Genomic DNA, 11,194 nt, shown 5'->3' with positions numbered 1-11,194 from the left:
TGCGGGTGTAGAAAGCGCTTTCTGAAGTGCGTCGCTCAGAGTAGGTTCCCGCCAACAAGGGGTCAATGGCTCGGTAGAGGTCCGGTGTGAGCCGCTCTCTCGTGGGGAGGGTCAGCAAATACCGGAGCACAGACACCAGCAGACACACCCAGGAGGCGCGACCGATGAGCACCGCACACCGCACGGGAACGGCGACCGCAGGCGACGGCGCCCAGATCGCCGCGTACACCTGGCTGCCCGACAGCGGCAGGCCCCGCGCCCTCGTCCAGATCGCCCACGGCGCGTCGGAACACGCTCTGCGCTACGACCGGTTCGCCCAGCACCTGGTCGCTCACGGCTACGGCGTGATCGCCTCAGACCACCGCGGCCACGGCGCGACCGCCGCCGGCACCGGCGGCTACGGAGTGGTCGGCGAGAACAGCTGGCGTGCGATCGTCGACGACCTCAAGGCGGTGGGCGACCAGGCCAGGGCCCTTCACCCCGGCGTGCCGGTCGTGCTGCTCGGCCACAGCCTCGGTTCGATGCTGGCCCGCGACTACGCCCAGGAGTACCCGGACGGCCTCGCCGGCCTCATCCTCTCCGGTACGTTCCGTACGCTCCCGGGAGCCGAGCTCGACGAGTCGATCGCCGGGCTGGAGGCGGAGATCGCGGAGCGCGGCCGCACGGCTCTTTCTCCGTACCTCCCCACCCTCTTCTCCTCCTTCAACGACCCGTATCAGCACCGCACGGGCTTCGAGTGGCTCTCGCGCGACGAGGCGGAGGTCGACGTGTACGCGGCGGACGAGCGCTGTGGCTTCGCCTTCAGCGCGGGCCTCACGCTGGACTGGGTGCACGCGGTGCGCAAGATCAACGACCCGCGCAATCTCGCCCGTATCCCCGCCGACCTGCCCGTTCACATCGCCGTCGGCACGGAAGACCCCTGCAACCAGCGGATGACCCTCGTCTACGAACTCCTGGAGGACTTCCGTTACCTCGGCACCGAGGACCTCACCTGGAAGGGATACGAAGGCGCTCGCCACGAGATCCTCAACGAGACCAACCGGGACGAGGTCCAGGACGACCTGACCGCCTGGCTCGACAAACACGTCTGAGGACGCGGCGCTGAAAGCGGTTCGTGACCACCGGCCCAAGTGCGGTATTGTTCTCAAGCGCGTTCAGCCAGGGAAAACCCAGGCCGACGGGCACCGGGACGTGGCGCAGCTTGGTAGCGCACTTGACTGGGGGTCAAGGGGTCGCAGGTTCAAATCCTGTCGTCCCGACCAGCGTTTATTCGCAGGTCGGAGGTCGTATCGGAGTAATCCGATACGACCTTTTCCGTTTCCTGGAGGCTGCGCGCGTTTATTCGGCCGCGACAGGAACGCTGTCGGCCGTACTGCCCGCCGCCGCGTGAACCGCCAGGTGGTACACGGCGAAGGCCCGGCCGATCACCGGCTGGGCGACATTGCGCACCCGCACCCCACCGCTGGTCATCCCGTGCTCGGTGCCCAGGTGCGCGTGGCCGTGGACCGCGAGATCGGCCCCGGACTCGTCCATCGCCTCGGCCAGCAGATAGCTGCCCAGAAAGGGAAAGATCTCCGGAGGCTCGCCCGCCAGGGTGTCCGGCACGGGCGCGAAATGCGTCAGTGCGATGCGTACGGCGCAATCGCGCTCCTTCAGCTCGTCCAGGGAACGCCGCAGGCCCTCCGCACACCGCCGCGAGTACCGGATGAACTCCTTCATCACCGGTTCGCCGAACTCGCCACCGCTACGGCCCGCGAACCCCCCGCCGAAGCCCTTGGTCCCGGCGACGCCGACCCGTACCCCGCCGATGTCCAGTACGGTCCCCTGCCCCTCCAGCACGGTCACGCCCGCCTCGCCGAGCACATCCGTCACCTCGGCCTGCTGGTCACTGTGGTAGTCGTGGTTGCCCAGGACGGCCACCACCGGCACGCCGAGCCCGGCCACCTCCTGGGCGACCACCCCGGCCTCCTCGGCCGTGCCGTGACGTGTCAGGTCTCCCGCGAGCAGCAGTACGTCCGCGGAGTCCCTGATGGTGTCGAACGCGGGCCGCAGCACCCCCGCGCTGTCCAGTCCCAGATGAATGTCGCCGACGGCAGCGATCCGGATCACGCAAGCTCCTCAGGGTGGTCGGGGGCGGTCGCGGAGACCACGACCAGGTCCTCACGCAGCGGGAGCCCGGCCAGCTCGTCCTCGGCCATACGCAGGATCTCGTCCCGGCAGGCGGCACTGGAGACAGTGCCGGCGATCAGGACGCTGTTTCCGCGCAGCTCTATCCGTACGCCCATCTCGGCGTAATCCCCACTCGCCAGATGCTCCTGAAGATGGGCGATGCGGTACTCGGCGGCGGATGTGCGGTTCACGGCCCGGCCTCCCGTGGTTCGATGACGTCCATACGCTCAAGCAGGTAGAGAAACGCGTCAGGCATGGGCGAGTCCTGATGCTCTCGGCGCAGCCGCTTCCAGTCGATCTTCTCCCGGAGCGTACGTGCGAGGGGAAGTACGGCTCCGAAGTCGCAGTGGTGCTCCGAGAACGCATGGAGCTGGCTGCTCATGAGATCGGTCGGCGACAGCACGGGCATGTGAACCGAGTCAACAGGAAGGGTCTGGGCCCGGCTCAGCAGCTCCCTGGTGACCGGCTGCCGGGCCATTTCGAAGATCAGGTCGATCTCCTCGCCGTGACTGCGCGCTTTGATCAGCCAGTCCTCCGGCGGGACGCGCACCTCGATCCCGGCGGCCTCCAGCGCCTCGGTCACAGCCTCCGCGTCCTCGCGCAGGATGCAGAAGTCGGCGTCGTGCTGCAGGCTGGCGGGCACGCCGTGGGCGTACGCCGCGACGCTCCCCACCAGCGCGAACGGGTACCCGGCGCTCTTGAGCCTGGAGGCCACGTGCTTGGTGGCCTCCAGGATGGCCTGCGTGCGGTCCGGCGGCAGCGGCCAGGCGCTGCCGCGCGCCGCCCCGAGGAGTGGTTCGACGGGCCCGCTGTCCACAGCTCTCCCCGCTCTCCCCGCCGTCAGCCGCAGACCGGTCGGCTCGCGCCGGTTGCCGGGCTGAGGGGCGTCTTGTGAGTGACCGCGCACAGGTGCGCCTTCCTGCTCGCCTTATCCGGGCCCTGCGCTGGTGACGGTGAAGATCGCACCGTCCGGGTCGCGGAGCGTCGTTTCCATGCCGTACGGGGTGGGGCCGTGCCCGAGGGCGGAGCCGCCGTGGCGGAGCGCCGCCTGCACGGTGGCTTCGACGTCGGGAACGGGGAAGTGGGCGTGCCACCGGGGCTGGATCAGCGGATCGGGCGCCGTGTCGACGGCACCCGAACTCAGCCGCGCCAGGATCTGTCCGTCCTGGAGGAGTACGACCTCGTCCTCCTGGTACTCGACCTCGCAGCAGCCGGGGCGCCCGGTGGCCCACTGGAGGACCTGCCCGTAGAAGATCGCCGCGTCGAACGCGTCCCGGGTCCGCAGGCGCAGCCACACGGGTGCGTTCTTGCGCCAGACGTGCCAGTCCGAGAAGAGCTGTCCTTCCCAGATGCCGAAGACCGCCCCGTCACGGTCCGCCGCGATCGCCCCGCGGCCGGTGGCGAACCGCAGCGGACCCACGGCGACGGTGGCGCTTCGCTCGCGGATCCGGCTCGCGGTGTCGTCCACACTGGCGACGGCGAAGTACGGCGTCCAAGTGACAGGCGCTCGCAGAGCGCTGTCGAGTGAACCTATTCCGGCGACGGGTTCGCCGTCGAGCAGCGCGATGCTGAACCCGCGGCCGAGGCCGGCTCGTCTGAATTCCCAGCCCAGAACCGCTCCGTAGAAGGCCTGGGCGGGCTCCAGCTCGCGTGCCATCAGAGTGATCCAGCACGGAGCGCCGTAGATCTCATGGCTCGATGTTCTACCGGTGGCCGACGTTTCCATTTCCATCGCAGGTGTCCTGGTCGAATGGGGGCATGTGAGGCCAGTTTCGTAAGTCCATCCTGCCCCCGGGGGGCCGTACTGGCGAACGGCGTGAACACCCGGAGCAGGTCGTTGATCATGGAATTGTGTGTCTGTTCCCGTGCTCGGAGGGTACTCGCCGTGCACCGATTCGGACCTCGGGCAATGCGGCCGTGAGGAGGTTTTGCAGATGGACGGGGCCGGTCTTACGGATCACGAACGGCGAATCCTTACCGAAATCGAGCAGGCAGCGCGTCAGAACGACGGCGTCCTCGACCTCAAGCTCCAGACGATGCGACGCTGGCCCGCGCCGGCGGCTCAGTTCCGGAAGGGGCTGCGGCAGCGGCGTGGACTCGTACTCCTGTGTTCCCTGGGAGCGCTCTGCGTATCCCTGCTCGTGCCGGCGGTCAGAACGTCCGTGCCGGCGTTCGTCACGGCATTCGCGCTCACGTGGGCCGTAACGCTCCTTTACGCGCTCCGGCTGGTCTGCCGGTGGTCACGGCGCATGTCCGGCCCGGGTTCGCGATCAGGCCAATGGGAGTGACCGGTGCTGCGTTTGCGGACGGGCAGCACCGGACGCAGGGTGGGCGGAAGCTGCACATTCCATGGCAGCCGGCCACTGATATACGTTCGAAGGAGTAACCATGCCGAGGGGTTCGAGCTCCAAGCGGGAACGTCAGTACGAGCACATCAAGGAAAGCGCTGAAGAGCGCGGCGCAGGCACCAAGCGGGCCAAGGAAATGGCCGCAAGGACCGTAAACAAGGAGCGAGCGCGCTCCGGCGAGTCGAAGACGGCGAGCAAGAGCTCGGCCCAGGGCAAGTCGGCGTCGCAGCGCGGCGGACAGCGTTCCGGGGGCGGCGGCGGGGCCGGGGGAGAGACGTACGACCAGCTGTACGCGGAGGCGAAGCGCCGCAACATCCACGGACGCTCGTCCATGAACAAGTCCGAGCTCAAGCGCTCTCTCGAGTCCTGACCCGGCGGTGCGACCCGCCTCAGTCGCGAGGTTCCAGAGGCCGGGTGGCGGGGCCGTGCAGAACCGCACCGTCCGTCCCGAAGCGCGAGCCGTGACAAGGGCATTCCCAGACCTTCTCGGCGTCGTTGAACTGCACCAGGCACCCCAGGTGCGTACAGCGCGCCGAGACGACGTGGGCCTCGCCCGACTCGTCGCGGTACACGGCGCAGCGGTTTCCCTCCAGACGGACGACCGCGCCGCTGCCCGGCGGGACCTCCTCCACCGAGTCGACGTGACCGGTGTGCAGACGGTCGCCCACGAAGTGCCGGGCGACAGCGGTCTGGAACCTCGCCACTTCAGCCGTCTCCCGAACCTGCGGCAGGCGCCGCGGATCGTACAGATCCGTCCACGCGGGACGGGGCCCACCCGCGATATGGGCCGTGAGCAGGCGGCCGGCCATCACACCGTTGCTCATGCCCCAGCCGCCGAAGCCCGTCGCCACGAACACATGCTGCGTGCCCGGGTGCGCGTGTCCCACGTACGGCAGGTGATCGCTCGAATCGTTGTCCTGCGCAGACCAGCGATACACCCGGTCGGCCTCGGCGAAACCGGGCAGCCGCTCGCGCGCCCACGCGTCCAGGCGAGCGAACCGTTCCCGTACGCCGCCGGCGCCCGGATCGAAAGTCTCACCCGTAACGATGAGCAGCCGCCGCCCGTCGTCGTACGGCGCACTGCGCACCGAACGGACCCGGTCCGCCGGGCTCATGTACATGCCCACCGGCGCGTCACCGGAACGCACCGGCGCCGCGATCACCAGCTCCCGCCTCGGCTTCAGACGCGTGAACAGCAGCGTGCGGTCGAAGACCGGGTAATGCGTCGCGATGACCGCGTCGCGCGCCTCGACGGTGACCCCGCTCTCGGTCGACACGCGGCAGCGCGCGCCGTCATGGAGCCCGGTCACGCGGGTGCGCTCATGGATGCGTCCCCCCGCACCGGTGATCCGCTCCGCCAGGGCCAGCAGGAACTTGCGCGGGTGGAACTGCGACTGCCCCTCCACCCGCACCGCCCCGGCCACCGGGAACGGCAGCTCCGTTTCGCTCACGAACGACGCGTCGAGGCCGGCCCGCCGGGCGGCCTCGGCCTCATCCCTCAGCTCATCCGCCCGCCGCGGATCCTCCAGATACGTGAACGCGGCAGCGCGCTCCAGGTCGGCGTCGATGCCCAGCTCGTCGCAGAGTGCCGCCGTACGCTCGACCGCGTTCTGCTGCGAGAGCGCGTACAGCGCGGCGGCGTCGGCGCCGTGCGTCGCCTCCAGCCGGGCGTACCCAAGACCGTGCAGCGCCGTCAGCTTGGCCGTGGTGTACCCCGTCACCCCGGCCGCGATCCTGTCCGCCTCCAGGAGTACGACGTCCAGGCCGGCCCGGACCAGCTCCCAGGCGGTGCACAGGCCGGCGATGCCGCCGCCGATGACGGCGACATCCGCCGTCGGGTCCGAGCCCGGCGGCGGATAGTGGGTGGTGCCGGGGGCGGTAGCCATCCAGTACGACTCATCGATGCTCGGACGCTCAGCAGCCATGCTCCTCGGCTTCCCCTTCTGGGGACCCCTTAACGGCGGACCCGCCGGGCGAGCCTCGCCCGGTCAGCCCTCGACGCCGGTGGAGCTGTGAGCGGAACCGACGGGCTTGGACTCCGGTGAACCGCGCTGGCGCAGGTAGACCGAGAGGATGGCCATCGCCGCCACCGCGAGCAGCTCCGACTGCCAGTTCTGCAGCGTGCGGTTCCAGAAGTCGCCGGAGCTCAGGTATGCCCCCCAGCTGATCGGCGCCTGAAGATCGCGCAGATGCTTCTCGTTGAAGGCGACGCCTCCGGTGACCGACTGGGCCAGCCACGACAGCAGGAAGATCAGGCACATGACGATGCCGAGGGAGCGGGAGTAGAGCGCCTGCCGAAGCCCACCGGCGGCAGCCCACCGGGGAGAGTCCTCCGTGGCGTGGCGGCCGACCTTCTGCTCCTCATCGGATTCCAGCCCTGCCTTGTGCATGACCTTCGACTCCGGTGAGCCGCGTTGCAGCAGCCACACGGTGCCGAAGACGTAGAGGAAGAACTGAAGGAACTCCGACTGCCAGTTCTCGGTCACGTCCACCGCGAAATCGGACGTTCCGAGGTAGCTCCAGAAGCTGAAGGGGTGCAGGTTCTCCGCGATCAGCCGGTTGTTGAAATCGGCGTGCCCCGCGATGGCCTGGCCGACGAGGCTGAGCAGAAAGCCGATGCCGAACGCCAGGGTCAGGCTGTTCTCCCGTACGAAGCGAGGAAGCGCGGTCATCGGTGCATCATCCCGATCGCGATGGCGTAGGCCAGGCCGCCGAACACCACGAGAAGGCACAGCGTGAACATCAGCCGCACTGTCTCACCCGCCCTTCAGATCGCACTGGTACGGAAGCTCGGGCTCGGGATGGGGCTCGCAGCCAGCCGCGACGACCTTCCAGCCGTCCGGGAACGACGACAGGAACAGGGTGTCGGAGTCGAGCACGACACGGGCCTGCCTCCCGTACACGTCCACCCGGCGCACCTCACCCGCCGAAGGCAGCTCCAGCTCCTCCAGGGCCGGGGGGCACAGAGACTTGGCCGTTTCCTCCAGCTCCTCACGGGTACCGGGAGCCAGACCGTCGCACCCGAGAAGGGCCTGCCCGCCACGCAGGTTCTCCTCGAAACGCAAAGCCGCCGATGCCGCGGCGTCCTCCCGCGCACCGACGGAGGAACAGCCCGAGAGGGCCAGACATGCGACACCCACGAACACACCCACACCCGCACCCACAGCAGCACGCATCGCCACAACCACCTCCCGCCCTCGGTTCCCGGGAACGGTCCGAGGGAGTCCCAGGAGCGTTCCCCGGTGCGTTCCGTACGCCCTCCGCATCCGGCCGGACTTCCACCTGACAGGTGACGCAAACGGAGTGCCGTCCGCGTTGCGGGACCGCCCGTACCGCGCAAGTGTCGAAAGGACCGAGTCCGAGGAGGACGGCAGCATGCCCATCGCCACGGTGAATCCCGCCACCGGAGAGACGCTCAAAACATTCGACGCTTTCGGAGCCGAAGAGATCGAACGACGCCTGGCCCTCGCCGCGACCGCCTTCGCGCAGTACCGCACCACCGGCTTCGACCGGCGGGCCGAACTCCTGAACCGCGCCGCGGCCCTGCTCGACGAGGACCGCGACTCCATCGCCCGCACCATGACCACCGAAATGGGCAAGCCGATCACAGCCGCCCGCGCGGAGGCCGCGAAATGCGCGAAGGCCATGCGCTGGTACGCCGAAAACGCCCGGGAACTGCTCGCCGACGAGTACCCCTCGGCCGACGACGTGACGGACTCCGGGGCCTCCCGGGCGATCGTCCGTTACCGCCCCCTCGGTGTGGTCCTGGCCGTGATGCCGTGGAACTTCCCGCTCTGGCAGGTCGTACGCTTCGCCGCTCCCGCGCTCATGGCCGGCAACGTAGGCCTCCTCAAGCACGCGTCGAACGTTCCGCAGACGGCTCTCTACCTGGAGGACCTCTTCCGCCGCGCGGGCTTCCCCGACGGGTGCTTCCAGACGCTGCTCATCGGATCCGGCGCGGTCGAGGGCATCCTGCGCGACCCCAGGGTGGCCGCCGCGACGCTCACGGGAAGCGAGCCGGCCGGGCGCTCCGTCGCCTCCGTCGCGGGTGACGAGGTGAAGCGGACCGTTCTGGAGCTCGGCGGCAGCGATCCCTTCGTGGTCATGCCGTCGGCCGACATCGAGCGGGCCGCCCGGACAGCGGTGACCGCCCGGGTGCAGAACAACGGCCAGTCGTGCATCGCCGCCAAGCGCTTCATCGTGCACACCGACGTCTACGACGACTTCTGCGAGCGCTTCACCACCGGAATGCGGGAACTGACCGTCGGCGACCCGATGCGGGAATCCACCGACGTAGGACCGCTGGCGAGCGAACAGGGACGTACCGACCTCGAACAGCTCGTCGACGACGCCCTGCACCTCGGCGCCGCGGCACAGTGCGGAGCGCGGCGCCCGGAGCAGCAGGACAAGGGCTGGTTCTACGAGCCCACCGTCCTCACCGGCGTCACCGACAGCATGCGCATCCACCGTGAGGAGGCCTTCGGCCCCGTGGCCACGGTCTACCGGGTCTCCGACGTGGACGAGGCGGTGACCCTCGCCAACGACTCGCCCTTCGGGCTGAGCTCCAATGTGTGGACGCGGGACGAAGGGGAGGTCGAGCGGTTCGTACGGGACCTGCAAGCGGGCGGCGTCTTCGTCAACGGTATGACCGCCTCCCATCCCGCACTGCCCTTCGGCGGAGTCAAGCGCTCCGGCTACGGGAGGGAGCTGTCAGGGCACGGCATCCGCGAGTTCTGCAACGTCACCACGGTGTGGCACGCCGCCGAGCCGGCGGACAAAAGGTGATGGTCCTACCGCGTCGGTGAACGCGGAGCGCTAGCGTGCCGCACATGCGAGAGCCGAAGACGCCAAAGACGCCAAAGACGCCGAAAGTTCTGCACGGCGCCCAGGTCGTGCTGCGTCCGCCCACGGCGGGCGACATTCCCCTACTGGCCGGGATCCGGGCAAGACCCGAGGTGCGCGCGATCTGGCGTGGCGGCGACGACCTGGTGGCGGCGGTCACCGACGACCTCGCCGATCCGGACGTCACCACCCTGGTGATCGAGTACGCGGGGCGTACGGCCGGCGCCATCCAATGGGGCGCCGAGCAGGACCCGGACTACCGCCACGCCAATATCGACATCTACCTCGACCCAGACGTGCACGGCCGCGGCCTGGGCACGGACGCCGTGCGTACGCTCGCCCGCCACCTGATCACCGACCTCGGCCACCACCGGATCGTGATCGACCCGGCCGCGGACAACCCAGCCGCGATCCGCTGCTACACCAAGGTCGGCTTCCGCCCCGTCGGCATCATGCGCGCGTACGAGCGCGGCCCGGACGGAACCTGGCACGACGGCCTGCTCATGGACCTGCTGGCCGCCGACCTGACAGCGGAGTGACGTTCGGGGCCTCAGCCGCGTTGCAGAAGCGCGTTCAGTTCGCTGTAGTCGACCGAGTCGGTCAGCGCGGTGTACGTGCCGGTGCTGAACAGCTCCTGGGCCGATCGGCGCGCCGTCGCATAGGCGGCCTGGGCCACGGCGGACCCAAGGCTGACTCTGGCCACCCCGAGCTTGCCGAACTCGGCGACGGACGGGGACCCGGGTCCGGCCATCACGTTCAGCGGAACGGTCAGCCCTGCCGCCAGGGCGGTCACGGTCGCGGTATCGCTCACACCAGGAACAAAGATTCCGTCGGCCCCGGCCGCGACATAGAGCGATGCCCGATCCAGCGTTTCCCGCAGACGAGTGGCGGGGTCACCGACCGAGCGGAGAAACGTGTCGATGCGAGCGTTGATGAACAGCGGAACGCCCGCGGCGTCCGCGGCAGCGCGGGCAGCGGCCAGGAACTCGCCCTGCTCCGCTGCGGCCCGCAGGAGGCCGGGGCCGGAGTGGAGGGCGTCCTCGATATTGACGCCTACGGCGCCGGCGGCCAGCACACCCTCAACGGTCTTCGCGACGCCGTCCGGGCTGTCGGCGTAACCGCCCTCGATGTCGGCGGTGACGGGAACGCGGACCGCCGAGACCACGCGGGCCACGAGTTCGAGAGCCCGGCCGGCGTCGAGGCGCCCACCGTCGGCCACACCGAGCCCCCATGCGGCACCCGCGCTGGTGGTGGCGATCGCGAGTGCGCCGGCATCTTCGACGAGGCGTGCGGAGGCGGCGTCCCAGGCGTTGGCGAGGGCGAGAGGAGAAGGGCCTTGGTGAAGGGAGCGGAAGGCCAGGGCCTTCGCATGCAGGTTGTCCATGCGGCCAAGTCGACCAGCCGGCGCGCGCGTTGTCCGGCAGTTTTGCGACATGACCGTGGGGTCCGGTGGGTCGGTTTGACTCGCGGGCGGCTGATCCGTAATGTTCTCCGAGCTGTCACGGAGCCGGAACGGTTCTGCGACCGCCACTACGTCGCGAGAGCGGCAACCCAAACCAAGCACGTTTCCCGGTCCGGGAGAATTTCGGCATGCCGGAATTCATTCGACAGGCTCGATTATGAGCCGCCTGGGAAATCCGCTAGTGTTCGGGACGTCGGAACGGCCCAACAGCCGGAAAGACAAAGACACACCCCGCCGACGGGGAATCGGACACGAAAGAGTCTGATAGAGTCGGAAACACGAAAGCCCGGAGGAAAGCCCGAGAGGGTGAGTACAAAGGAAGCGTCCGTTCCTTGAGAACTCAACAGCGTGCCAAAAGTCAACGCCAGATATG

At 68.9% G+C, this 11,194-nt stretch carries 13 protein-coding genes and 1 tRNA gene; 6 read left to right on the top strand and 8 right to left on the bottom strand.

The features are described from left to right. The first annotated feature begins 164 nt into the window (after positions 1–164). Complete coding sequence (locus tag ABZX79_RS27870; RefSeq protein ID WP_355263353.1) at positions 165–1,091, top strand: alpha/beta hydrolase; 927 nt, start codon at positions 165–167, stop codon at positions 1,089–1,091. A gap of 94 nt (positions 1,092–1,185) precedes the next feature. Further along, positions 1,186–1,262, top strand: a tRNA-Pro gene (locus ABZX79_RS27865). A gap of 76 nt (positions 1,263–1,338) precedes the next feature. On the opposite strand, the gene ABZX79_RS27860 is transcribed toward ABZX79_RS27865, so the two are convergent. From ABZX79_RS27860 to ABZX79_RS27845, 4 genes are all read right to left on the bottom strand, one after another. Continuing rightward, on the bottom strand, positions 1,339–2,109 hold the full coding sequence (locus ABZX79_RS27860) for a metallophosphoesterase (RefSeq protein ID WP_355263351.1): 771 nt from the start codon (positions 2,107–2,109) through the stop codon (positions 1,339–1,341). Next, a complete protein-coding gene (locus tag ABZX79_RS27855) occupies positions 2,106–2,360 on the bottom strand; it encodes a hypothetical protein (RefSeq protein ID WP_355263348.1) in 255 nt (84 codons plus the stop codon). The genes ABZX79_RS27860 and ABZX79_RS27855 overlap by 4 nt, the downstream gene beginning before the upstream one ends. Further along, positions 2,357–2,986 carry a nucleotidyltransferase family protein gene (locus ABZX79_RS27850; RefSeq protein ID WP_355263345.1) on the bottom strand — a complete coding sequence of 210 codons (630 nt, stop codon included), beginning with the start codon at positions 2,984–2,986 and terminating at the stop codon, positions 2,357–2,359. Before ABZX79_RS27850 ends, ABZX79_RS27855 begins: the two co-directional genes overlap by 4 nt. Positions 2,987–3,097: 111 nt before the next feature. Next, the gene (locus tag ABZX79_RS27845; RefSeq protein ID WP_355263342.1) at positions 3,098–3,826 is read right to left on the bottom strand and encodes a VOC family protein; all 729 of its coding nucleotides are present in this window, start codon (positions 3,824–3,826) and stop codon (positions 3,098–3,100) included. A 277-nt stretch (positions 3,827–4,103) separates the two neighbouring features. Here ABZX79_RS27845 and ABZX79_RS27840 point away from each other — a divergent pair, with 277 nt between their 5' ends. Together ABZX79_RS27840 and ABZX79_RS27835 are read left to right on the top strand one after the other, a co-directional pair. Beyond that, positions 4,104–4,457: a hypothetical protein gene (locus ABZX79_RS27840; protein WP_355263339.1), complete on the top strand. Its 354-nt coding sequence runs from the start codon at positions 4,104–4,106 to the stop codon at positions 4,455–4,457. A 100-nt stretch (positions 4,458–4,557) separates the two neighbouring features. After that, positions 4,558–4,887 (top strand): plasmid stabilization protein, encoded by a 330-nt coding sequence (locus ABZX79_RS27835; protein WP_355263336.1) that lies wholly within the window; start codon positions 4,558–4,560, stop codon positions 4,885–4,887. Positions 4,888–4,906: 19 nt separating this feature from the next. On the opposite strand, the gene ABZX79_RS27830 is transcribed toward ABZX79_RS27835, so the two are convergent. From ABZX79_RS27830 to ABZX79_RS27820, 3 genes are all read right to left on the bottom strand, one after another. Continuing rightward, a complete protein-coding gene (locus tag ABZX79_RS27830; protein ID WP_355263333.1) occupies positions 4,907–6,442 on the bottom strand; it encodes an FAD-dependent oxidoreductase in 1,536 nt (511 codons plus the stop codon). Between the two features lie 63 nt (positions 6,443–6,505). Further along, positions 6,506–7,189, bottom strand: coding sequence for a DUF6766 family protein (locus tag ABZX79_RS27825; RefSeq protein ID WP_355263330.1), 684 nt, complete (start codon positions 7,187–7,189; stop codon positions 6,506–6,508). A gap of 84 nt (positions 7,190–7,273) precedes the next feature. Continuing rightward, positions 7,274–7,693: a hypothetical protein gene (locus ABZX79_RS27820; protein WP_355263327.1), complete on the bottom strand. Its 420-nt coding sequence runs from the start codon at positions 7,691–7,693 to the stop codon at positions 7,274–7,276. Positions 7,694–7,892: 199 nt separating this feature from the next. Between ABZX79_RS27820 and ABZX79_RS27815 the strand changes: the two genes are divergently transcribed. After that, complete coding sequence (locus ABZX79_RS27815; RefSeq protein ID WP_355263324.1) at positions 7,893–9,302, top strand: NADP-dependent succinic semialdehyde dehydrogenase; 1,410 nt, start codon at positions 7,893–7,895, stop codon at positions 9,300–9,302. A 44-nt stretch (positions 9,303–9,346) separates the two neighbouring features. Further along, a complete protein-coding gene (locus ABZX79_RS27810) occupies positions 9,347–9,898 on the top strand; it encodes a GNAT family protein (RefSeq protein ID WP_355263321.1) in 552 nt (183 codons plus the stop codon). An 11-nt stretch (positions 9,899–9,909) separates the two neighbouring features. On the opposite strand, the gene ABZX79_RS27805 is transcribed toward ABZX79_RS27810, so the two are convergent. Next, a complete protein-coding gene (locus tag ABZX79_RS27805) occupies positions 9,910–10,743 on the bottom strand; it encodes an isocitrate lyase/phosphoenolpyruvate mutase family protein (RefSeq protein ID WP_355263318.1) in 834 nt (277 codons plus the stop codon). Positions 10,744–11,194 lie beyond the last annotated feature (451 nt).

The sequence above is a fragment of the Streptomyces sp. NPDC002994 genome, from assembly GCF_040611155.1.
In the GTDB taxonomy this organism is placed as follows: Bacteria; Actinomycetota; Actinomycetes; order Streptomycetales; family Streptomycetaceae; genus Streptomyces.
The sequence above is the reverse complement of the archived record's forward strand: the minus strand, read 5'-3'. Positions and strand labels throughout refer to the sequence as shown.